This is a genomic window from Hymenobacter sp. UYCo722 (assembly GCF_040547115.1).
GTDB lineage: Bacteria > Bacteroidota > Bacteroidia > Cytophagales > Hymenobacteraceae > Hymenobacter.
On sequence record NZ_JBEPPC010000008.1, the window covers coordinates 182,759 to 205,500 of the forward strand.

A 22,742-nucleotide genomic window follows, 5' to 3' on the forward strand; every position below is an offset into this window, starting at 1 on the left:
AAATTGGTTAAACAAACGAGGCTGCAGAAAATAAATGGCCCGGCCGCCAACCAAGCCATCCAAGGTAGCTATTTCAATACAAACGTGAGGTCAAATAGTCTATGAATCAACGCTAAAACATGCCGAACGAGGCCCAACTGACTACCATCGGCAAAAGCCGTTCTAAATCAGCTACCCCGGCGTGGTTTCGGGGCCGGGCCCTTCGGCCGGCTCCGGCCACGCGGCCAGTGCCGCCACCGCCGCCAGGCACAGCGCAAACCACGCCCACGGCAGCCGCAAGTCGAGCACCGACAGCCCCCCGAACACCAGGGCCGTGCCGAAGCTGGCCAGCGACTGAAACGCTTGGTTCAGCCCGAATATTTCGCCCCGGTCGTCCTCGGTGGTGCGGCGGGCCAACCGCCCTTCCAGCAAGCCCTGAATGAGCGAGAGCGTGAGGCAGTCGGCCGTCACCAGCGCGTAGAGGGCTACTTTTGAAGTGCCCATCAGGCCGTAGCCGGCCAGCACCGGCGTGCCCAGCGCCGCCAGCCACACAATGGCCCGGCGCTGGTCGAGCCGGTCGGCCAGGAAGGTGTAGAACGCGTAATTCAGCCCCACACTCAGCGCCCCGAAATACATGAAGAAGTAAGAAATCTGGCGCGCATCAAGGTGCAGCGGCCCCAGGCTGGCAAAAGGCACGAAATAGAAATAGTACCCCGTGCTGAGCGTGAGGGCCACCTGCGTCAGCACAATGCGCCGGATGCCGGGGTTCTGCTGGTCCTTCGCCCGCAGCCGCGCCCACAATGTAAGCGGGTTGAGGCTGGCCGCCAGCTCGGCGCGCAGTTCGGCCCCGCGCACGCCCCCGCGCCCGGCGTGGGTTTCGGGCAGCCACAGGCTAAGGGCCACGTTCAGGGCGGCCAGGGCCAGGGCCAGCCGCACTACGTAGGTGGCCTGCTGGGCCGGCGGCACGTGCAGCACCGTGAGCATGATGCCCGCCGCCATGGGCCCCAGCACGAAGCCCAGCGAAATAATGGCTCCCTCGATGCCGAGGTTGCGAAACAGTCGTTCGGGCGGGGAAATGTCGGTAATGGCCGAGCGCACCGTCGCATACATGCCGTTGGTAAGGCCATCGGAAACGCGGTTCACGAAGTACAGCCCCGTGCGTACCGGCAGCAGCAGCGCATTGGCCAGCAGCGTGCCCACCGCCGACAGGATGAAAATGGGCCGCCGCCCGTAGCCGTCGCCCAGCCGCCCCAGCAGCGGGGCTGAAAATAACTGCACCCCCAAAAACAGCCCGGTACCCACGCTCAGCCACAGCTGCGGCCGGGGCAGCCCGCGCACGAACTCCGGCAGTACCGGTCCCACCGCCGTTCCCACAATCACATCAACCAGTATAATGGCGTAGAGCAGCGGCAGGCGACGGTCGGAGGAGGGGGGAAGCAGGGGCACGGGTCAAAGTAACGGCACTGCTGCCGGGTAGTGCGAACTGCGCGGAGCCCGAGCTACATGGCGCTTTCGGCCCGAGCCAAGTATTACTGCTCCCAACCGTCTCACACTACTCCCCGCCAGCAAGCGGGCCTTGGAGTGAGCTGCGAAAGGAAGCAACAGAAGGCAAAAGCCCCGCACACTGTCTCGGTAAAAAGGCAAGCCCCGGCAGTAGCTACTGCCAGGGCTTGCCCTAAACGTCGGTTTTCCTGGTTTACGCCAGGTTGTTCGACACGGCTTTGGCCGCGAGGAACTCGCGGTTCAGAATGGCAATGTTTTCCAGCGAGATGCCCACCGGACACTCGGCCGCGCACGAGCCGATGTTGGTGCACGCCCCGAAGCCTTCCTTGTCCATCTGGGCCACCATGTTCTCGACGCGGGTTTTGCGCTCGACCTGGCCCTGGGGCAGCAGCGCGAGCTGCGACACCTTGGCCGATACAAACAGCATAGCCGACGCATTCTTGCAGGCGGCCACGCACGCGCCGCAGCCAATGCAGGTAGCTGCCTCAAAGGCCCGGTCCGAAATCTCCTTCGGAATCGGAATCTCGTTGCCGTCGGGCGCGCCGCCCGTGTTTACGCTCACATAGCCGCCCGCCTGGATGATGCGGTCGAACGCCGAGCGGTCCACGCTCAGGTCCTTGTTCACCGGGAAGGCATTGGCGCGCCAGGGCTCGATGGTGATGGTGTCGCCATCCGAGAATTTGCGCATGTGCAGCTGGCAGGTGGTCGTGCCCTTCTCCGGGCCGTGCGAGCGGCCGTTGATGAACAGGTCGCACGAGCCACAGATGCCCTCGCGGCAGTCGTGGTCGAAGGCCACGGGGTCCTGGCCGCCGCGCAGCAGGTCTTCATTCAGCACGTCGAGCATTTCCAGAAACGACATATCGGGCGAAATGTCCTTCACGTGGTACTCCACAATCTTCCCCTGAGCCTGGCGGTTGGGCTGCCGCCACACGTTCAGGGTCAGGTTCATCGGTTTAGCGTTGGGGTTGGAACCGGCCATTGGTTATTTTACAGTATGTCATCCTGAGCGCAGCGAAGGACCTTATCACGCTTGGGCTCGTTGGTTTAGTAAATAAACTGGCGCGAGCGTGATAAGATGCTTCGCTGCACTCAGCATGACAGGATATTACTTGTAGCTGCGTTGGGTCAGCTTCACGTTTTCAAACGTCAACTCTTCCTTGTTGAGTTTCTCGGGCTGATTTTCGCCCGTGTACTCCCAAGCTGCCACGTAGGCGAAATTATCGTCGTCGCGCAGGGCCTCGCCCTCGGGGGTCTGGTACTCCTCGCGGAAGTGGCCGCCGCAGCTTTCGTTGCGGTTCAGGGCGTCGTCCACCATCAGCTCGCCGAGCTCGATGAAGTCGGCCACGCGGCCGGCTTTCTCCAGCGCCTGGTTCATTTCCTCGCCGGTACCCACCACCTTCACATCGCTCCAGAATTCCTTCTTCAGCTTCTGAATCTCGGCTTTGGCGTGGGTCAGGCCTTCGGCCGAGCGGGCCATGCCGCAATACTCCCACATGATGTGGCCGAGGATTTTGTGGAAATCATCCGGCGTACGGTTGCCCTTGATGTTGAGCAGCTGCTCGGTGCGGGCCTGCACACCGGCCTTCGACTCGGCGAAGGCGGGGTGGTCGGTGCCCACCGGCTTGGGTGGCGTCTGGGCCAGGTAATCGCCGATGGTATAAGGGATTACGAAGTAGCCGTCGGCCAGGCCCTGCATCAGGGCCGACGCGCCGAGGCGGTTAGCCCCGTGGTCGGAGAAGTTACACTCGCCGGTGGCATACAGGCCGGGCACGGTGGTTTGCAGGTTATAGTCGACCCACAGCCCGCCCATGGTGTAGTGCACCGCCGGGTAAATGCGCATTGGCAGCGTGTAGGGGTCTTCGTCGGTGATTTTCTCGTACATGGCAAACAGGTTGCCGTACTTCTGGCTCACCGCCTCAGCCCCCGTGCGCTTGATGATGTCGGAGAAGTCGAGGTACACGGCCAGGCCGGTGCTGCCCACGCCACGGCCCTCATCGCACATCAGCTTGGCGTTGCGCGAAGCCACGTCGCGCGGCACGAGGTTGCCAAAAGCCGGATACTTGCGCTCCAGGAAGTAGTCGCGGTCATCCTCTTTGATGTCGGTTGCCTTGATTTCGCCCTTGCGCAGGCGCTCGGCAATTTCTTTGGTGGCAGGTACCCACACGCGGCCATCGTTACGCAGCGATTCCGACATCAGCGTCAGTTTCGACTGGTAATCGCCCGATACCGGGATGCAGGTAGGGTGAATCTGGGTAAAGCAGGGGTTGGCGAAGTACGCGCCTTTCTTGTGAGCGCGCCAGGCCGCCGTCACGTTGCAATACATGGCGTTGGTGCTCAGATAGAACACGTTGCCGTAGCCACCCGTGGCCAGCACCACGGCGTGCGCCGCGTGGGTTTCGATGTCGCCGGTGATGATGTTGCGCGTCACGATGCCGCGGGCCTGCCCATCAACCACCACTACGTCGAGCATTTCCGAGCGGGTGTACATTTTCACCTTGCCGTAGGCAATCTGGCGGCTCAGGGCCGAGTAGGCTCCCAGCAACAGCTGCTGTCCGGTTTGGCCCCGGGCGTAGAACGTACGGCTTACCTGCGCGCCGCCGAACGAGCGGTTAGCAAGTAGCCCACCGTATTCGCGGGCGAAGGGCACACCCTGGGCCACGCACTGGTCAATAATATTAACCGATACCTGAGCCAGGCGATACACGTTGGCTTCGCGGGCCCGGTAGTCACCGCCCTTAATGGTATCGTAGAACAGGCGGAATACCGAGTCGCCGTCGTTCTGGTAGTTCTTGGCGGCGTTGATGCCACCCTGCGCGGCAATGGAGTGCGCGCGGCGGGGCGAGTCGTGGTAGGTAAAGGCCTTCACGTTGTAGCCCAGCTCGGCCAGCGACGCGGCGGCCGAAGCCCCGGCCAGGCCGGTACCCACCACAATTACGTCGTATTTCCGCTTGTTGGCGGGGTTCACGAGCTTAACGTTAAACTTGTGCTTTTCCCACTTTTCGGCGAGGGGGCCTTCGGGGGCTTTGGATTCCAACAGCATAGGGTGACGGAATTGAGGGAGTGACTGAGAGATTGAGTGATATAGTAACCGCAAACGGTTCCGGGTGTTGGCCCGGCCGACGGGTTTTTATCGACTCAGGTCAATTAAAAGATAGAAGCCACGCTGTGCAGCAGCGCCGGGGCATTAGCGGCCAGCTCGCCCTGCTCGTTGGTGAACAGGAAAAAGTACAGCGGCATGGAGGCGAAGGCAGCCGACACGACCACGGCGAAGGTATAGCCCACGTAGGTGATAAGCGGGGTGTACTTGCGGTGGTTCAGGCCCAGCGTCTGGAAGCCCGAGCGGAAGCCGTGCCACAAGTGGTAGCCGAGGCTAAGCTGAGCGGCCACGTACAGCAGCACGTACCACCAGATGTGGAACGACGATACCACCGCCAGGTATAGGTTGTCGTAGTCGCGCGTCTCCAGGTTCGCCCCGCCCATGTGGGTCAGGTCGCCGGCGAAACGGGCGCGCCAGAAGAAGTTATAGAGGTGAACAATCAGGAAAATCAGGATGATGCTGCCCAGGATACCCATGTTGCGCGAGGTCCACTCCGAATTCTGTTCCGAGTGGTTGCTCACGTAGCCCTGCGCGCCGCGCGCCGCCTTGTTGCGGCGGGAAAGTACGATGGCCTCAAAAATATGGAAGCCGAAGCCCAGCACCAACCCCCACTCGATGGTGCGAATGATTGGGTTGGTACCCATGAAGTGCGAGTAGGTGTTGAAGGCCGCGCCCTGGTCGTGCTTGAATAGCTGCAGGTTGCCAACGAGGTGAACCACCAGGAAAGTGCACAGAAACAGGCCCGTAGCGGCCATAATAATTTTCCGGCCAATGCTGCTGGAGAGTGTTTTGGTTATCCAACTCATAAAGTCGCCAAACTTGGGAAGTGAAGATGTATGTTTAGGTTGCTCAAAGGTAGGCCCCACCCGCTAATCGGCCAACGGCCGGCCCGATTCTTGCGCGCAACCGGGGCTGCGCCGAACATTGCCGGGCGTGGTGAATCTATCCACCGCCGGCATCGTTAACACGCACGGCTTCGTGCTTGTTAGCAATGCCGGGCGTCTGGCCCGCACTTCTTTTCCTCTCAATACCTCCGATTGACTATGACCACACTCTTTTCTCTTCGGGTGCGGAGCCGGACCCGGCTGGCGCTGGCGCTATTAGGCCTGTTGGCCTCTATGGTCCTGCGTCCCGGGGCTGCTCAAGCCTCCCACCTGCGCGCCGGCGACATCAGAGCCACCTACGATACGACTGCCAATGCCCCATTGGGCTCGCGGCGGGTGTTCTTTCGGATGATTCTATACACCGACATTACCCCCAGTATCATTGCCAAGCAGCCCACCGCAACCATTTTTTTTGGCGATGGTACGGCTACTTGCCCGGGCTCCGAAATAGCGCGCACCACGCCCGAGGCCGTACCAGTGGCCTCTGACCCGCGGGTGGGCAGCAACGTGTATTATTTTGAGCACACCTACCCCGCTTCGGGTACCTACATCGTCAGCTTTGTGGGGGAAAACCGAAATGGTACCGTGCGTAACATGGCCAACCCCAGCACGCAAACGTTTTACATCGCCACTACCGTGTACCTCGACCCCACGCTGCGCGGCAACCGTGGGGCCGTGCTGAAGGCCCCGGCCATTGACCGGGGAGCCATCGGGCAGATTTTTCTGCATAACCCGGCTGCCTATGATGCCGACGGCGACTCGCTGGCCTTTCGCCTGGCTCCCAGCCGGCAGGTGCCGGGGAGTACGAGTGCGGTTACGATGCTGCTTGGGCCGCCCTGCGTGGGTACCGGCACCAACCGGCCCGAGCGGGTAGCCGTTACCTGCTCGGGCTACCATTTTCCGAATGACCCGGCGGTGACGACCACTCCGCCGGTAAAGGAGGACGGCACGCCACCGGCTATTTTTGAAGTGAACGCCCGCACCGGCCAGCTGACCTGGAACGCCCCGGTAGAAGCGGGCGAGTACAACGTCGCCATCGAAATTTCAGAGTATCGGCGCTCGCCGGGAGGCTTCGACCTTATTGGCTTGGTAATCAGGGAGATGCAGATTACCATTGCTGCTACCGCCAACCGACGGCCGATTCTGACGATTCCGCCCGACATATGCGTGATTGCCGGGGAGCAAGTGCGGGGGGTAGTGACGGCCGTGGACGGTACCGGCCCCAACACCACGCAGACGCCGATAACGCTCTTCGCCTACGCGGGCATTATTCCGCCGGCCACGTTTGTCCAAACGCAGACCGGCCCACCCACCGCCACCGGTAATTTTACCTGGAATACGGCCTGCAACAACGTTGCCAAGGAGCCCTACCTGGTGGTGTTTAAGGCGCAGGACAGTCCGAGTCCGAACACGCCGACCAACCCACCGCTCATTGATGAAAAAACCTGGCGCATAACCGTGGTAGGACCGCCGCCCCAGAGCCTGCGCGCTACCCCAGCAGGCGCTGGCAACAACGTGCAGCTGACCTGGGACTCGTATACCTGCACCAACGCGCAGTACATGTACATCTACCGCAGGGAAGAAAAATCGGGCTTTGTGCCGGGGAACTGCATCACGGGCATTCCGGCCAGCGCGGGCTACCAACTCATCAAGCGGGTGGCGGCTTCCGACGTGAGCTACCTTGATAACAACCCTGATGCCACGGGCACGGCCCGTGGGCTGAAGCGGGGCGTGAACTACTGCTACCGCATCTACGCGGGTTTCCCGCCGCCGGCCCTGGGCGAAAGCATTGCCTCCAACGAGGCCTGCCTCATCATTCCGGGCCGCGAGGCGCTGCTGACCAAAGTAGACGTGGCAACGACGACGACGACGACCGGCCAGATTCAGGTGTGCTGGACGCAGCCGCGCACCGGCACCAGTGCCGCGTTTACGGGCACGCCGAGCTACGTGCTGGCCCGGGCCGAAGGCCTGAGCCCAGCGGCGGCAGACTTCCGCGATATTGCCACCATCACTGCGCTGGCCGATACCTGCTACACCGATAATGTGCTGAACACCCAAGACAAGCAGTACAGCTACAAGCTGAGCTTTGTGCGGACTTTTCCCGCCGGGCAGGGGAGCACCATTATCGAAACCACGGCCCCGGCCAGCAGCGTGCGGGCCAGCGCGGTGCCGCGCAACGGCGGCACGGCGGCTACCGTGAGCTGGACGTTTAATGTGCCCTGGGATAATACAGCGCAGCCTACCGTTATCTATCGCAGGGGCCCCACGGGTGGCTACGTGCAGATTGGCACGGCCCCGAGCACGGCAACCGGCGGCACTTATGCGGATAACGACCCCGGGCTGGTAAAAAACCAGCGCTATTGCTACTACGTGCGCACAACGGGCCGCTATGCCGCTTATCCTTTCCTGAGCAACCTGCCCAACCGCAGCCAGGAAAGCTGCGTGGTGCTGAGCGCGCCCCCCTGCACGCCGCAGCTTACGCTGCTGCCCACCAACTGCGACAGCCTGGCCAGCCTTCAGGAGTTTCCGCGGCAGAGCGACCGGTATGTGAACCGCCTGCGGTGGTCGCTGACCAAGACGCCCGCCGGCTGCGACGATTCCAACCTCAGCTACAATGTGTTTTACCGGCCCGGCCAAACGGGGGCCTTCCAGCTGCTGACCACAACCACGGCCACCAGCTACCTGCATACCGACTTGGCCTTCTCGGCCGGCTGCTACCGGGTGCAGGCCGTGTCCCCGAACGGGCTGGTGAGCGACTCGAGCAACATCGCGTGCCAGGATAACTGCCTGTTCTTCAAGCTGCCCAATATATTCACGCCCAACGGCGACGCGCAGAACGCCGTGTTCCGGCCCAAGAACTACAGCCCCGTGCGCAGGATTCACTTTCAGGCCTACAATCGCTGGGGCGTGAAGGTGTTTGAAAACACGACGACGGCCAACGACCGCATTCTCATCAACTGGGACGGGGGCGGGGCGGCCAGCGAAACCGCGGCGAGCCGCAAAGTGTCGGACGGCGTGTACTACTACTTGGCCGAGGTGGAGTTTGCCGACTTCGCCAATACCAAGCGTACTTACAAGGGCTGGGTCGAAATCGTCCGCTAGCGCGAGCTTGCTGCACATGCTTACCGGGCGGGCCAATTGGCCCGCCCGTTTTGTTTGGGCCAGCCGTGCCCCGGGCTCGTTTCGGGGCCAGGCTGTTTCTTTGGGCTTTCAACCTTGCTAAACTTCTCTTCGCACGTGGTAAAAACCGCCATTATTTTCCCTGGCCAGGGAAGCCAGTTTCCGGGCATGGCCCGCGAGCTGTTCGACCAGAGCCTCGACGCCCGCGCCCTGCTCACCCGCGCCAACGACATTCTGGGCTTCAGCCTCACCGACATCATGTTTGCGGGTTCCGAGGAAGACCTGCGCCGCACCGATGTAACGCAGCCGGCTATTTTCGTGCATTCGGTGGCGCAGTTCATGGCCCGGCCCGATTTCGCGCCCGGCAGTACGGCCGGCCATTCGCTGGGCGAGTTTTCGGCGCTGGTGGCGGCCGGCGTGCTCCGGTTTGAAGACGCCCTGCCGCTGGTGGCCCGCCGGGCCCAGGCCATGCAGGCCGCCTGCGAAGAGCAGCCCGGTACCATGGCCGCCATTCTGGGCCTTGAAGATGCCGTGGTGGAGCGCATCTGCCAGGAAATCAGCGCTGATGGGCCCGTGGTAGTAGCCGCCAACTACAACTGCCCCGGCCAACTCGTCATCTCCGGCTCAGCCGAAGGCGTGGCCCGCGCCTGCGAGGCCATGAAAGACGCCGGAGCCAAGCGTGCCCTGCCGCTGCCCGTAGGCGGGGCCTTCCATTCGCCCCTGATGCAGAGCGCCGCCGCCGCCCTGGCCGAGGCCATCGAGAAAACCACCTTCGGACCCGCCCGCTGCCCCGTGTACCAGAACGTGGACGCGCGGCCCCACACCGACCCGGCCGAAATCAAGGCCAACCTGCTGGCTCAGCTCACGGCCCCCGTGCGCTGGACGCAGCTGGTGCAGCACATGGCCGCCGACGGCGCTACCGACTTCGTGGAGTGCGGCCCCGGCAAGGTGCTGCAGGGGCTGGTGAAGAAAATTGTGCCCACGGCCACTGTCAGCAGCTTTTAGGGCTGCGTAGGTTGTCGCAATCCGGGCATGCTCATCTGGCGTCCGCGTAGCCGAAGTATCTCTGCCGCGTAATTGACGCAGTCGGTTGGATTACTGGCGCGGTGTAGTTGCTTCGACCAAGGGACGGCAGATGAGCCTGACGACCCGTTGGGGAAAGCTCTTTGGGTTCTCAACCGCTGCCACGCCAGCCACGCGAAGGCATTCAGCTCTGTTATTGACCATTGATGTTTACTGCTCCTTTCCCGGCCCGTGCTGCCCGCCGCCAATCGCGGCCGCTTATCGGGTGGCTGGTAGCGGTGGGCGTCCTGGTGCAGCTGGCACTATTTAGCTACACGACCGCGTCCGGCCTGGCTGGCACCAGCGACTCGCGCCTGTACCTGCACGCCGCCCAAACGCTGCGCGCTACCGGCCAGCTGCTGCAACCCGACGGCACGCCCTACCGCTACTGGCCGCCGCTGTACCCGCTGCTGCTGGCGGCGGTGGGCTCGCTGGCCGGGGTACGCCTGCTGCACGGTGCCGCTCTGCTGGGCAGCCTGCTGCTCTGGAGCTGGCTGGGCCGGCAGCTGCTGCCGCGTCGGCGGGCGCTGTTGTTGCCGCTGCTGCTGGCGCTGGGCACGCCCGGCCTGCTGGTGGGCAAGTTTGTGTGGGCCGAATGCGTGTTCATAATGTTGGTGGCGGCCTACCTGGCGGCTCTGCTGCAATGGCTCCGCACGGCCCGGGGCGAGTGGGCGGCGCTGGCTACGGCGGCGGGCGTGCTGCTGCCCCTACAGCGCACGCTGGGGTTGTTTTTGTTGGCGGGCGTGGGCGTAGCGCTGCTGCTGGGTGCCTGGCGGCACTTGGCGGCGCGGGGCCACTGGCTGCTGCTGCTGCACCTGCTGCTGAGTGGGCTGAGCGGGTTAATTTGGCAGACCTACGCGCTACTGGTGGTGGCCGCGCCCAGCCGCTACCACCCGCCCCGGGGCTGGGGCCAGCTGCTGAGCTCGGCCGCCGACTACGGCTTTGTGCTGGGGCGCTGGCTGGTGCCCCTGCCGGCTTCGGCGCGGGCGGGGCTGCCCGATGCGCTGTGGGCAGCCGCGCTGCTGGGGTTGTTCGCGGTGCTGTGGCCCCGGTGGCGGTCCCGGCGGCCGGTGGGGGCGCTGGCCTTGCCCGGCCCGCCCAGCCCGCACGATGCTGTAGCAGCCAACACCGCCTTTCCGGTCCCGCCCGGGCTTGGCTTCGGCCCGCCGCTGATGCGCAAGGTGCTGTGGGCGGCCACCGTGGCGCTGGTAGCGCTGGTGGCGGGCCTCACGGTGTTTGCCCAGAGCGCGGCCGGCGTGCACGATGCCGAGCGGTACGCCAGTGTGCTGTACGGGCCGGTGGTGCTGCTGGTGCTGGCCGCTTGGCCCGCCCGCGCCCCGCGCTGGCTGGGAGCGGGGCTGCTGGGGCTATGGTTGCTGGGGTTGGCTTTTCGGACCGGCCACGTGGCGCTCGACCTGCGCCGGGTGCCGCCGCTGGCGGCGGCTTCATTACCCGGGCCAGAGCCGCACGGGCAAGGAATCAGAGCAGCGGAGCAGTAGCGTTTCGATGGTTTCGTGCAGCTGCGGATGCGGTAGCGCGCCGGCAATTTCGGCCAATGGCACGAGGGCAAAGCGGCGCGCTGGCAGGCGCGGGTGCGGCACTACTAGCGTGGGCGTATCCACGATTTCAGCCCCGAAAAGCAGTACGTCGACGTCGAGCGTGCGGCTGCCCCAGTGCTCGAGCCGCTGGCGGCCGGCGTGCTGCTCGGCGGCCTGGCAGGCGGCCAGCAGCGCTTCGGGCCGCAGCGAAGTGCGCACGGCTAGCGCCTGGTTCAGGAAAGCGGGCTGGTCTTCGCGCCCCCAGGCGGCCGTTTCGTAGATGCCCGATACGGCGACCACATCGCCAGCCGTAGCGGCCAGCTGCTGCCGGGCGGCGGCCAGCAGCGCGGCCCGGTTGCCGAGGTTGGAGCCCAGCAGCAGGTACGCCAGCGTGGGTGCGGTGGAGGGGGGCGAACTCACGCCTGACGCTCAAAAAATGTCGCCGTGGCCTCGGCCAGCTGGCGGGCGGGGGCGGGCAGCTCGGGGTGGGGCCAGGGGTGGGCACCGCCAAACATGTGGGTGGTGCCGGCCAGCAGCAGCAGCTCGGCATCGGGCCGCAATTGCTGCAAGGCGTGGGCGGCGGCAACGCTCACGGTTTCGTCCTCGTCGCCGTGGATGATGAGTAGGGGCTGCCGCAGCCGGCGGCGCACGTTGTGGGCAATATCAAGGCGCGAGCGGTTGGCTTGGTAGTCTTCTACCAGTTGGTAGTGCAGGGGCAGCTCCTGGCCGGTGCGGGTGTTGGGCACGTGCAGCACCCCGGTGCGCGCCCATTCATCAAATACCGCTTGCGGCCACTGCGGGTGCACTTCGGCAATGGCGGCCCAGGTGGCCAGGGCCCGTACGCGCGGGTCTTCGGCAGCCTTGAGCAGGACCAGGCCGCCGCCCCGGCTGTGCCCGGCCAGAAAAAAGCGGTTCAAATCCATTTCGGTGGCCGGCACGGGCGTGGCCCCGGGCGCGAACAGCGCGTCGATAACCTGCCCGATATCGTCGAGCTCGATGCTGAAATTGTTGCGGCCGAAGGCCTCCAAATCTTCCAAATCGCCGGTGCCGCCCACTACCAGGCCATTGTGCGAGAGGTTCAGCTTTGCGAATACAAAGCCGCGCTCGGCAAAAAACGTGGCCAGCAACGGGAAATGTCCCCAGTCCTTGAACCCCTTGAAGCCGTGCACGAACAGCAGCACGGGCTTGGCCCGGCCATCGGCCTGATAGGTGACATCGGCTTCGAAAGGCCGACGGTGGGCCGCGCCGGTGAGCAAAAAAGACTGGTGGGTGAGCATGGCGCGAAGGTAATCAGGGGAAAAGGGTAGGCGAGGGGGCGAGGTGGTTGTCATCCTGAGCACTGCGAAGGACCTTGCGACAGCAGAACAGTGGGCAGTATTCAATTGATTACGGCCCGTCGTGCCGACGCGGCAACGTCATTGGCAAGCGCCAAACGATAGTTCCGAACGGACTGCTTTCATCACTCCTGGCGTATCATTGCCGGCGCAATGCCCAATCCTCCTACCTTCTCCCTCGACCAGATTCAGGCTCCTATCGCGGCCGAAATGGAAGAGTTTGAGCACAAGTTCCGTCAGTCGATGCGCACCAAAGTGCTGCTGCTCGACAAGATTATGGGCTACATCGTGAAGCGCAAGGGCAAGCAGATTCGGCCCATGTTCGTGTTTCTCACGGCCCGCGCCGCCCGCGCCGAACCCAACACCGGCGACCCGCTGCCCGATTCCTCCTTTCGCGGCGCGGCCCTGATTGAGCTGCTGCACACGGCCACCCTGGTGCACGACGACGTGGTGGACGAAAGCAACTACCGCCGCGGCTTTTTCTCCATCAACGCGCTGTGGAAGAACAAGATTGCCGTGCTCGTGGGCGACTACCTGCTCTCGCGCGGCCTGCTGCTCGCGCTCGAAAACGACGATTTCGACCTGCTCAAAATCGTGAGCAACGCCGTGCGTGAGCTCAGCGAAGGCGAGCTGCTGCAAATTGAGAAAGCCCGCAAGCTCGACATCACCGAGGACGTTTATTTTGATATTATTCGCCAGAAAACGGCTTCCCTCATTGCTTCGTGCACGGCGGTGGGCGCGTCTTCGGTGGGGGCGGACAAGGAGACGATTGAGCGCGCCCGCCTGTTTGGCGAAAAGGTGGGCATCGCCTTTCAGATTAAGGACGACCTGTTCGACTACGGCACGGCCGAAATCGGCAAGCCGGTGGGCATCGATATCAAAGAAAAAAAGATGACCCTGCCGCTGATTTATGCCCTTCAGCAGGCCAGCTGGCTCGAAAAGCGCCAGGTTATCTTCAACGTGAAAAACAACGCCGGCCACCGCGACCGGGTGCAGCAGGTAATTGAGTTCGTGAAGAAATCGGGCGGGCTGGACTACGCGATTCAGACCATGAAAAACTACCGCGACGAGGCCCTGGCCATCCTGCACACCTTCCCCGAGTCACCGAGTCGCATCTCGTTGGAGCAGTTGATTAACTACACGATTGAGCGGGAAAAGTAGCCCACCGATTCGCACGGCTTTCGTAGCCGGGAGCTACCCGATATTGAACAGAAAAAGCCGCTTATAGAGCGGCTTTTTCTGTTTTGGAATGATGATGCTTGACCGTTGAATAACGAATAAAAATTCGTGCGCATCTGGGGTCTATTGCGGTTGCGCTACCTGGTAGCTTACGCCGCCGGGCTGCACCTCGCTAACCTTAAAGGTGACGCCATCGAAGGTGCTGTCGACTTCTAGGGTGTGGGTCATGTCGCAGCCGGGGCACTTTATTTCCTCGATTTCGTGGTTCTCGGCATGGGCGGGCGAGTCGGCCTGGTCGTTGGGGGCGGGCACGCCGATGAGGTCGGTGAAGACTTCGGTGTGGCAATGATTGCACTCAAATTTGAGGCCCACGGCCCGGCCTTGCAAGTCGGCGAGCGGGGCGGGGGCGTTGGGTTGTTGCTGAATCCACATAAGGCGCGGGAAATGGGGGAGGTGAAAGAACAGAGGAGGCCGGGGCCCTTTAAGTTGTACGCGGCGCGCTCGAAAAAAGATAGGCGGGGCCCGGCGCAGCATTATTTTTGGGCGTCGCATCCGATTGCGGCCCCGCGCTATGCCCGAGCTGCTGCCTTCCGAACCTGTTGCGCCGGCCGGGTCGGTGCGGCTTCCGCGCGTGCCGCGCTGGCGCTCGCTGCTGCGCTCGTTTGCGCTGGCCAAAGACCCCCTGCCGGTACTGAGCCAGGTGCTGGCCCGGCACGGCGATACCGTGGAGCTGTTCATCGGCGGGGTCGAAAAAAGCATCCTTACCCGCGACCCGGGCCTGATTCAGCACGTGCTGCAAAAAAACCACCGCAACTACGTTAAGTCAAAATTCACGCAAAGCTTTTCGCGCTACATCGGCCACGGCTTGCTCACCAACGAGGGGCCCGACTGGCTGCGGCAGCGCCGGCTCATTCAGCCCGGTTTCCACCGGCAGCGGGTGGCGGCCCTGACGGGGCTGATGCAGGAAATTGCCGCCGATAGCCTGGCCCCGCTGGCGGCCCGCGCCGCCGCCCACGGCGGCGAAACCACCGTGGAGGTACACGAGCTGATGACGCGCCTCACTTTTCGCATCATCGCGCGCTCGGTGTTCAGTACCAACTTCCCGGAGGCCGAGCTGGACCGGCTGGCCGGACTGATTACCGAATTGCAGGCGTTTTTCGTGCGCTCCATCCGGCAGCCCTACCTCATGCCCTGGTTCCGGCTGCGTGGGCAGTTCAAGTACCACGATGCGCTGGCCCTGGAACTGCGCACGCTGCTGGCCGGCCTCATTGCCCAGCGCCAGTTGGCTAGCGCCCAGCCTCATGCTCCCGCCCCGCCCGACGACCTGCTGCAAATGCTGCTCGACGTGCGCTACGAAGACACCGGCGAGCCCATGAGCCCCGACCGCCTCATCGACGAATCGCTGATTATGCTGGTGGCCGGCCACGAAACCAGTGCCAACGCCCTCACCTGGCTCACCTACCTACTGGCCCGCCACCCCGAGCAGGCGCGCGCGATTCAGGCCGAAAGCGCGGCCGTGCTGGCCGGCCGCACCCCGGCCTTCGAGGACCTGCCGCGCCTGCCCCGGGCCCTGCACGCCGTGCAGGAAACCATGCGCCTCTACCCCCCCGCCTGGATGGTGGACCGCGTGGCCCTGGCCGACGACGAGTTTCAGGGCCTGCGCATTCCGGCGGGCACGCTGTTTTCGCTCTACTTCCACGGCCTGCACCACGACCCGAAATATTGGGAAGCGCCCGAGGAATTCCGGCCGGCCCGCTTTGCCCCCGGCCAGGCTCATCCGGTGCAGGCCAACGCCTATGTGCCCTTCGGTGGCGGGCCCCGCCTGTGCATCGGCATGCAGTTCGCCCTCACCGAAATGCATCTCGTGACGCTGGAGCTGCTGCGGCAATTCGATATCGAATGGGTGCCGGGCCAGCCCGAAGTCACCATGCAGCCGCTCGTGACCCTGCGCCCGAAGCACGATTTCCGGGTGCGGCTACGGGTGCGGTAGCGTGGCCGCTACGAGTCTTCGCGTGGACGAGCACCTAAAAGCAGTTTCGGGCTTAGGTAGTCGTACAGAAGTAAGCGTATTGAATTTAGGACATCATGCTGAGCGCAGTCGAAGCATCTCTACCGCTTCGTTGAACGGCTCATGCGAAGCGGTAGAGATGCTTCGACTGCGCTCAGCATGACCGCCTTTTTTGCTACGGTTATTTTTGCGTGACTACTTACGTTGTATGGTTTGAGCAATGTAGAGCGGAGGCAAGCCCCACACCCTACTGCACCATCTGAACCGACTCGCAGCGGCGACGCTACACGCTACTTGCTCGCCAAGTGGTAGGTGAGTACCGGCGGGAAGATGTGCGTGGCCACAGTTTCGGCAATGCTGGACTGGAAGAAACCGCTGAGGCCGGTACGGGCGTGGGTCGGAATCACTACCAAATCGGCGTGGGCCTGCCGGGCGTATTGCTCGATGCCCGCGGCCGGGCTGCTGGCCTCAATCATCTCGCCCTGGGTGTTGGCTAGCTGGGCGCGCTCGGCAAAGGCCCGCATGTGCTCGCGGGCGGTGGTGGTGCCGGTACCGGTCACGACGTGCAGCAGGTGCAGCGTGGCCTGCGGGAACGCCGCCTGCACCTGGCGCAGCCCCTCGGCCGCGCCGGCGCTTTCGATGGTGAAATCGGAAGGGAAAACGATGGTGCGCACCGCGAAATTGGGCCGGGGCGCGTGCTTCACGGTAAGTACCGGGCAGGGCGCGAGCCGAATCAGGCGCTCGGTGTTCGAGCCCACGAAGAAGTTTTCCATGGCCCCGTGGCCCTGCGCGCCCATCACCACGAGGTCGATGCCGTGGCGCTGAATGGCGCTCAGAATACCGTCGCCGATGCGGCCCATCTCCACGGCGTCGGCCACGGGCACGCCGGCGGCGAGCTGGCCGGCCTCTTCTTTTAGGGCGTGCATGCGGTGCTTGGTGGCCTCCATCAGCTTAATCATGAAAATCTGGTCCATCCCGCCTTCGCTGTTGGGCAGCTCGCTGCCGTTCACGGGGCCGCCGAAGGTGCTGAAATTGGGGGTATACGTTTCGACTGATTCGAGCACGTGCAGCAGCGTGACGTGGCCGCCGGTGGCCTTGGCCATTTGCAGCGCCACCGCGTAGGCGTGGTGCGACTCGGCAGAAAAATCGGTGGGAACCAGAATGTTTTTCATGGCAAAAAGGGCTGAGGTGAGTAGTAAGGAGCTAGGTGTGAGAGGCCAGCGGAGTCGGTACCAACCGATACCAACCTGCCGACTCCGAACCTGTTCGTCATACGGATGCTTGGCTACAACGGCTTAAAACCACAACAGCCAGGCCCGGATAAATCGTTGCAAATGAATCGATTTGTCCGGGCCTGGCTGTTGGGAGGGCAATTGCCCCGTGGCGGCTACTCTTTCAGCAGCTTGTCGACTTCGCGGTTGAAACCGGCCAACTCCTCCTGGTAATACTTGCCCGTGCCCGGCCCGCTGAACCCGGTGTGGATTTTCCGCACGTTGCCCTTTTTATCGAGGAAAATGGTGGTGGGGAAGGCCAGAAACTTGGCCAGCTGCGGCAGCGAGCGCGCCACCGAATCCTTGTTCGAAACGCCGGCGAAGGCCACGTCGTAGCCGATTTTGAACCGCTCGCGCATGTTGCGCAGCTTGGGGGCCGACACCGCGTAGTCGCCACTGCGCTCGTAGCCCAGGCCAATTACCTCCACGCCGCGGGCCTTGTTCTGCTGGTACCACGGGGCCAGAAAGTTGGTTTCGTCCATGCAGTTGGGGCACCACGAGCCCAGAATTTGCAGCACGACTACCTTACCCCGGTACTTGGGGTCGGTGGGCGAGACGCTGCTGCCCTCCACTACGTTGGGAAACTTGAAATTCAGCCGGCTTTCGCCCTTTTTGAGGTAGACGAGGGTGTCGGCATCGGGCAGCTTGGCTTTAGGGTCGGGCACGGCCGTCCAGGTTTCGTGGCCGGCTATGCCGGAGTAGAAGTCGCCGAACAAGGTGTTGGGGGCGTATTCCTTGGTAATGTCAATGGGCTCGGGTGGGCCGTTTTGGGCCTTGAACAAGAAGGCGTGGCTGCCATCGAAGGTGCTGAGAGACATTTTCTGCCCGCTTACCTGGCCGCTGAGGTAGCGGTAGTCGCCGGTGGTGGTGAGGAAGGTGCCCGTCAGGCGGCTGCCGGCCTGAGCGAACACGCCGGTGGCCGGGTAGCTCGCGCCTTTATCGTCGCGGAAAGTGGCCCGCCAGGTACCTCCGAAGTCCCCCATTTTTTCGGCCGACTTAGTGGCCGGAAACAGCTCCTGCGCGCCCGCCGTGGCCGTGAGGGGTACGCGGTAAGGCGTCTTCGAATCGTATTTCACCCAAATGCCTTTCAGCTTATCCGCGCCGTCGGCGCGCACCACCAGCGCGGCATCGAAGGCGTGCAGGCGAATGGTGGTGGAGTCGCCGGCCGACTTGATATCGTCGCAGCGTAGGCGCTCCTCGCCGCTTAGGCCCGGGTTGAGGAGGTACACCACCGGCTTCCCAGCCTCGGTTTTCACCTCGAACAAAAACGGGATTTCCTGGCCCTGCGTGGCCAGCACTCCGCGCCAGGGGCCGGGCACCAGTACCGGCGGGGCCGCGCCGCCCGCGGCCGTTTCGGAGGAAGAAGTGGAAGGGGAGGAGCACCCGGCGAGGCCCAGGGCCAGCGCGGCCGTGGCCAGCAGGTAAGGAGAAAATACGTTCATGATTAGCGCAAATGTGCGAATAGAAGCTCAACAACCACGCGCCGCTCGGTTAGGTTGGCACCACTCCGCGTTTTGCTTTGCTGGCGGGGGCTCCCCGGTTATTTCTGGGGGGAGCTGGCTGGCGCGACGGGCACGGCCGTCCAGGTTTCGGGCGCTGACTTGCCGGAATAGAAACTGCCTTCTAGGGTGCCGTTGGGTAGTTTTTTGCCTTGGAACAGTACGGCGTGGCGGCCATCGAAGCTGGAAATGCCCATGCCGCTGGGCAGGGCCGCGCCCGACAGGTAGCGGTAGGTACCGCCCGGGCCCGCCAGCGTACCCGCCAGCCGGGCACCGGTTTGCCTGAAAACCATCGTGGCCGGGTAGGTTTTGCCGTTGCCGGCCCTGAAGGTAGCCCGCCAGGTGCCCGCAAAACCAGGCGTGGCCGCGTCCGGGCGCAGGGGGCTCTGCTCGCCGTATACGGCACTGAAAGCCATCCGGGAAGGCTTTTTGCCGTCTGGTTTCACCCAGGCTCCGGCCAGGTGGTCGGTGCCGTTGGCGCGCACCACCAGGGTCGCGTCGGTGCCAGGCAGGCTGATAATGGCCGAGTCGCCGATGGGCCGCACGTGGTCGCAGCGCAGCCGCTCCTGGCCGTCGGGGCCTTCGTTCACAAGGTAGCCCACGGCCTTGTTATTCTCCACGGCCACTTCGAAAACGAAGTGAACTGCGTGCTGCTGCGCCACAAGGAAGGCCTGCCACCGCCCTGTTTTCAGTCCAGCCGGCAGGGCAACGTCGCTGGGTTTCGCATCGGGTGGCGCAGCAGCGGAGGTTTTGGCCGTGGCCGGGGTGCTGCCATCGGTACTGGTAGCTGGGGCGCTGGCCGGGTTGGTTGTGGCGGCTGGCGCGCTGGTTTGGGCGGCTTCCTTTCGGGAATTGGGCGTGTCGCAGCCGGTCAGGCCCAGGCCCAGGATAGCGGCGGCCAGCAGGTACGGGGAAGTTACTTTCATGATGAGCGCAAATGTCCGAACAGAAGTTCAACAACCAGGCCTCCATCTCATCCGGCCTGGTTGCCGGAAGCAACCTCAGGGGCCGTGGATAGGGCCCGTGCCCCGGTTAAGGCCAATCTGCCCAACGCCGCCCGCCCAACCTGCGTTAACCCGGATAACCGCCCACGGGGCTAGGTCCAACTTCGCGTGGGTACTACCTTTGCGGCATCACCCTTATTTACCTTGCATCCTATGGCTTTCGACCTGGAAATGATTCGCGCCGTGTACGCCGGCATGGGTTCCCGCATCGAGGCGGCCCGTGCCGCCGTGGCGCGCCCGCTCACCCTCACCGAGAAAATCCTCTACGCCCACCTTTTTGGCGGCGATGTAAAGCAGGCGTATGAGCGCGGCGTTTCCTACGTCGATTTCGCCCCCGACCGCGTGGCCATGCAGGATGCTACCGCCCAGATGGCGCTGCTCCAGTTCATGCAGGCCGGCAAGCCCACGGCCGCCGTGCCCAGCACCGTGCACTGCGACCACCTCATTCAGGCCAAGGACGGCGCGACCGCCGACCTGGCCGAAGCCAACACCGAGAACAAGGAAGTGTACGACTTCCTGGCCTCGGTTTCCAATAAGTACGGCCTGGGCTTCTGGAAGCCGGGCGCGGGCATCATCCACCAGGTGGTGCTGGAAAACTACGCCTTCCCCGGCGGCATGATGATTGGCACCGACTCGCACACTCCCAACGCGGGCGGCCTGGGCATGGTGGCCATCGGCGTGGGCGGCGCGGATGCCGTGGACGTGATGGCCGGCATGGCCTGGGAACTGAAATTCCCGAAGGTGATTGGCGTGAAGCTGACTGGCCGCATGAATGGCTGGACCTCGGCCAAGGACGTGATTCTGAAAGTAGCCGGCATCCTGACCGTGAAGGGCGGTACCGGCGCTATCGTGGAATACTTCGGCGACGGGGCCGAAAGCCTGAGCGCCACCGGCAAGGGCACCATCTGCAACATGGGTGCGGAAATTGGGGCCACTACCTCGGTTTTTGCCTACGATGAGAAGATGGGCGACTACCTGCGCGGCACCAGCCGGGCCGAAATTGCCGAAGCCGCCGCCGCCGTGCGCCAGCACTTGCGCGCCGACGACGAGGTGTACGCCCAGCCCGAGCGCTACTACGACCAGCTCATCGAAATCGACCTCAACACCCTGGAGCCCTACGTGAACGGCCCGTTCACGCCGGACGCTGCCTGGCCCATTTCGGAGTTCGCCGCCGCCGTGAAAGAGCACGGCTGGCCCGAGAAGCTCGAAGTCGGCCTCATCGGCTCGTGCACCAACTCCAGCTACGAAGACATTACCCGCGCCGCCAGCATCGCCAAGCAGGCCGTGGACAAGGGCCTGACCGTGGCCGCCGAGTTCACCATTACGCCCGGCTCGGAGCTGGTGCGCTACACCGTGCAGCGCGACGGCCTGCTCGACACCTTCGCCGACATGGGCGGCGTGGTGCTCGCCAACGCCTGCGGCCCGTGCATCGGCCAGTGGGCCCGACACACCGACGACCCCAAGCGCAAGAACTCCATTATTACGAGCTTCAACCGCAACTTCGCCAAGCGCAACGATGGCAACCCCAACACCCACGCCTTCGTGGCCTCGCCCGAAATCGTGACGGCCTTCGCCATTGCCGGCGACCTCACGTTTAACCCACTCACCGACACATTGCCCGGTGCCAACGGCCCTGTGAAGTTCGACGAGCCGGTGGGCGTGGAGATGCCCCCGCGCGGCTTCGATGTGGAAGATGCCGGTTTCCAGGCTCCCGCTGCCGATGGCAGCGGCGTGCAGGTGCTGGTAAGCCCCTCGTCGGACCGCCTGGAGCTCCTTGAGCCTTTCAAAGCCTGGGAAGGCACCGATTTGATGGGCCTGCGTCTGCTCATCAAGGCCCAGGGCAAGTGCACGACGGACCACATTTCGATGGCCGGCCCGTGGCTGAAATACCGCGGCCACCTTGATAACATCTCCAACAACATGCTCATCGGAGCCACCAACGCCTTCAACGGCGAGGCCAACAAGGTGCGCAACTTTGCGGTGCAGGGCGACGACTACGCCACCGTGCCGCAATCGGCCCGCTCCTACAAGGGCATGGGCATCGGCACCGTGGTAATTGGCGACGAGAACTACGGCGAAGGCAGCTCGCGCGAGCACGCCGCCATGGAGCCCCGCCACCTGGGCGTGCGCGCCGTGATTGTGAAGAGCTTCGCCCGCATCCACGAAACCAACCTGAAGAAGCAGGGCATGCTCGGCCTCACCTTCGACAACAAGGCCGACTACGACCTGATTGAGGAAGGCGACATCATCGACATCCTGGGCCTGACCACCTTCGCCGAAGGCATTCCGCTGCAGGCCCGCCTACACCACGCCGATGGCGACACCGACCTGATTACGCTGAACCATACGTACAACGAAGGGCAGATTGAGTGGTTCAAAGCCGGCTCGGCCCTGAACCTGATTCGTTTGAAAGAGGCTGGCCAGGCGGTGTAAATCCCGCTTGGTTATAGCTCAAGTAACAACGGCCGCCTCGGGAAACCGGGGCGGCCGTTCTGGTATCTTTGAGTATGAAATCGTTCCAACCAGTTCTATTCGATGTCGAGATTGACAAGCTGACGAATTCAATTGAGAATGTTTTAACGGGAGAGGCACTTGCCACGGCAGTCGTCCCTATATCGGCGGCTGACCTGAAAACAACCACTAAAAAGAATGGCTGGCGCTTCGATTGGCGGGCTGAGGTTCGTCAGCCGTTGCGAACGGTTTATAAGTTGGTGACTGTAGAAAATACCGACGTTGTACAGGGCTTAGTCAGTCTTGAAAACCGGGGTGACCATTTCTACATGCACCTCATCGAAAATGCCCCGGCCAATCTGGGACGTCACAAGATATACCAAGGTGTGGCGGGTAATCTGGTGGCGTTTGCTTGTAAATTAGCTTTTAAAAGCGGGCACCAAGGCAGCGTATCCTTCGTTTCTAAAACGGTTCTCATTCAGCATTATGTTGACACCTTGGGAGCAGTGCATTTTGGTGGACATTTGATGGTAATGCTGACAGGCCCCGCCCTTGCCCTTACCCGGAAATACTTTAACGACTTTCAACTATGAAAAATCAATTCGTCGATTTCGAGGGCAATTTTGGCAGCCAAGACCCGGCCTTGCAACCCACTGAGGAAGAGTTTGCCCGGCTTAGCGAATACTTGAAAGCGCATCGGGCCCAGAATGAGAAGCTAATTGCTGATGCTCGTCAGGTAGCCACTAAGCAGCCAGCCAAGATTCACCGTAAGGCAGCAGCCTGATATTTTGGCGCAAAGCCGCTTAAGCAGCC

The 22,742-nt window shown here is 63.1% G+C and carries 18 protein-coding genes; 8 read left to right on the top strand and 10 right to left on the bottom strand.

Annotated elements, in window-relative coordinates; all coding sequences use genetic code 11:
- Window positions 1-171: 171 nt before the first annotated feature.
- From ABIB44_RS17585 to ABIB44_RS17600, 4 genes are all read right to left on the bottom strand, one after another.
- Window positions 172-1,425, bottom strand: a complete 1,254-nt coding sequence (locus tag ABIB44_RS17585; RefSeq protein ID WP_354585982.1) for an MFS transporter — start codon at window positions 1,423-1,425, stop codon at window positions 172-174.
- Between the two features lie 250 nt (window positions 1,426-1,675).
- Window positions 1,676-2,431, bottom strand: coding sequence for a succinate dehydrogenase/fumarate reductase iron-sulfur subunit (locus ABIB44_RS17590; RefSeq protein WP_354586064.1), 756 nt, complete (start codon window positions 2,429-2,431; stop codon window positions 1,676-1,678).
- A gap of 156 nt (window positions 2,432-2,587) precedes the next feature.
- Complete coding sequence (locus ABIB44_RS17595; RefSeq protein WP_354585983.1) at window positions 2,588-4,522, bottom strand: fumarate reductase/succinate dehydrogenase flavoprotein subunit; 1,935 nt, start codon at window positions 4,520-4,522, stop codon at window positions 2,588-2,590.
- Window positions 4,523-4,626: 104 nt separating this feature from the next.
- Window positions 4,627-5,334, bottom strand: coding sequence for a succinate dehydrogenase cytochrome b subunit (locus ABIB44_RS17600; RefSeq protein ID WP_502916502.1), 708 nt, complete (start codon window positions 5,332-5,334; stop codon window positions 4,627-4,629).
- A 363-nt stretch (window positions 5,335-5,697) separates the two neighbouring features.
- Between ABIB44_RS17600 and ABIB44_RS17605 the strand changes: the two genes are divergently transcribed.
- From ABIB44_RS17605 to ABIB44_RS17615, 3 genes are all read left to right on the top strand, one after another.
- Entirely contained in the window at window positions 5,698-8,565 is a 2,868-nt protein-coding gene (locus ABIB44_RS17605; RefSeq protein WP_354585985.1) for a T9SS type B sorting domain-containing protein, read from the top strand.
- Window positions 8,566-8,679: 114 nt separating this feature from the next.
- On the top strand, window positions 8,680-9,588 hold the full coding sequence (gene fabD / locus ABIB44_RS17610; protein WP_354585986.1) for an ACP S-malonyltransferase: 909 nt from the start codon (window positions 8,680-8,682) through the stop codon (window positions 9,586-9,588).
- A 224-nt stretch (window positions 9,589-9,812) separates the two neighbouring features.
- Window positions 9,813-11,144, top strand: a complete 1,332-nt coding sequence (locus ABIB44_RS17615; RefSeq protein ID WP_354585987.1) for a hypothetical protein — start codon at window positions 9,813-9,815, stop codon at window positions 11,142-11,144.
- On the opposite strand, the gene folK is transcribed toward ABIB44_RS17615, so the two are convergent.
- Both folK and ABIB44_RS17625 read right to left on the bottom strand, forming a co-directional pair.
- The gene (gene folK, locus ABIB44_RS17620) at window positions 11,094-11,603 is read right to left on the bottom strand and encodes a 2-amino-4-hydroxy-6-hydroxymethyldihydropteridine diphosphokinase (protein ID WP_354585988.1); all 510 of its coding nucleotides are present in this window, start codon (window positions 11,601-11,603) and stop codon (window positions 11,094-11,096) included. The genes ABIB44_RS17615 and folK overlap by 51 nt on opposite strands.
- On the bottom strand, window positions 11,600-12,460 hold the full coding sequence (locus ABIB44_RS17625) for an alpha/beta hydrolase family protein (protein ID WP_354585989.1): 861 nt from the start codon (window positions 12,458-12,460) through the stop codon (window positions 11,600-11,602). The genes folK and ABIB44_RS17625 overlap by 4 nt, the downstream gene beginning before the upstream one ends.
- A 210-nt stretch (window positions 12,461-12,670) precedes the next feature.
- Here ABIB44_RS17625 and ABIB44_RS17630 point away from each other — a divergent pair, with 210 nt between their 5' ends.
- Complete coding sequence (locus ABIB44_RS17630) at window positions 12,671-13,678, top strand: polyprenyl synthetase family protein (protein ID WP_354585990.1); 1,008 nt, start codon at window positions 12,671-12,673, stop codon at window positions 13,676-13,678.
- Window positions 13,679-13,819: 141 nt separating this feature from the next.
- On the opposite strand, the gene ABIB44_RS17635 is transcribed toward ABIB44_RS17630, so the two are convergent.
- Window positions 13,820-14,128, bottom strand: coding sequence for a hypothetical protein (locus ABIB44_RS17635; protein ID WP_354585991.1), 309 nt, complete (start codon window positions 14,126-14,128; stop codon window positions 13,820-13,822).
- Window positions 14,129-14,267: 139 nt separating this feature from the next.
- On the opposite strand from ABIB44_RS17635, the gene ABIB44_RS17640 reads away from it, so the two are divergent.
- The gene (locus tag ABIB44_RS17640; RefSeq protein WP_354585992.1) at window positions 14,268-15,686 is read left to right on the top strand and encodes a cytochrome P450; all 1,419 of its coding nucleotides are present in this window, start codon (window positions 14,268-14,270) and stop codon (window positions 15,684-15,686) included.
- Between the two features lie 308 nt (window positions 15,687-15,994).
- Here the strand turns inward: ABIB44_RS17640 and ABIB44_RS17645 are convergent, their stop codons facing one another.
- The 3 genes from ABIB44_RS17645 to ABIB44_RS17655 all read right to left on the bottom strand — a co-directional run bounded on the left by ABIB44_RS17645 (window position 15,995) and on the right by ABIB44_RS17655 (window position 19,400).
- Entirely contained in the window at window positions 15,995-16,876 is an 882-nt protein-coding gene (locus ABIB44_RS17645) for a universal stress protein (RefSeq protein WP_354585993.1), read from the bottom strand.
- Between the two features lie 215 nt (window positions 16,877-17,091).
- Window positions 17,092-18,417: a peroxiredoxin family protein gene (locus tag ABIB44_RS17650; protein ID WP_354585994.1), complete on the bottom strand. Its 1,326-nt coding sequence runs from the start codon at window positions 18,415-18,417 to the stop codon at window positions 17,092-17,094.
- A gap of 98 nt (window positions 18,418-18,515) precedes the next feature.
- Window positions 18,516-19,400 (bottom strand): hypothetical protein, encoded by an 885-nt coding sequence (locus ABIB44_RS17655; protein WP_354585995.1) that lies wholly within the window; start codon window positions 19,398-19,400, stop codon window positions 18,516-18,518.
- A gap of 231 nt (window positions 19,401-19,631) precedes the next feature.
- On the opposite strand from ABIB44_RS17655, the gene ABIB44_RS17660 reads away from it, so the two are divergent.
- The 3 genes from ABIB44_RS17660 (at window position 19,632) to ABIB44_RS17670 (ending at window position 22,713) form a co-directional block, all read left to right on the top strand.
- Entirely contained in the window at window positions 19,632-21,911 is a 2,280-nt protein-coding gene (locus ABIB44_RS17660) for an aconitate hydratase (RefSeq protein WP_354585996.1), read from the top strand.
- Window positions 21,912-21,985: 74 nt separating this feature from the next.
- Window positions 21,986-22,522 carry a hypothetical protein gene (locus ABIB44_RS17665; RefSeq protein ID WP_354585997.1) on the top strand — a complete coding sequence of 179 codons (537 nt, stop codon included), beginning with the start codon at window positions 21,986-21,988 and terminating at the stop codon, window positions 22,520-22,522.
- Window positions 22,519-22,713, top strand: a complete 195-nt coding sequence (locus ABIB44_RS17670; protein ID WP_354585998.1) for a hypothetical protein — start codon at window positions 22,519-22,521, stop codon at window positions 22,711-22,713. The genes ABIB44_RS17665 and ABIB44_RS17670 overlap by 4 nt, the downstream gene beginning before the upstream one ends.
- The last annotated feature ends 29 nt before the right edge of the window (window positions 22,714-22,742 follow it).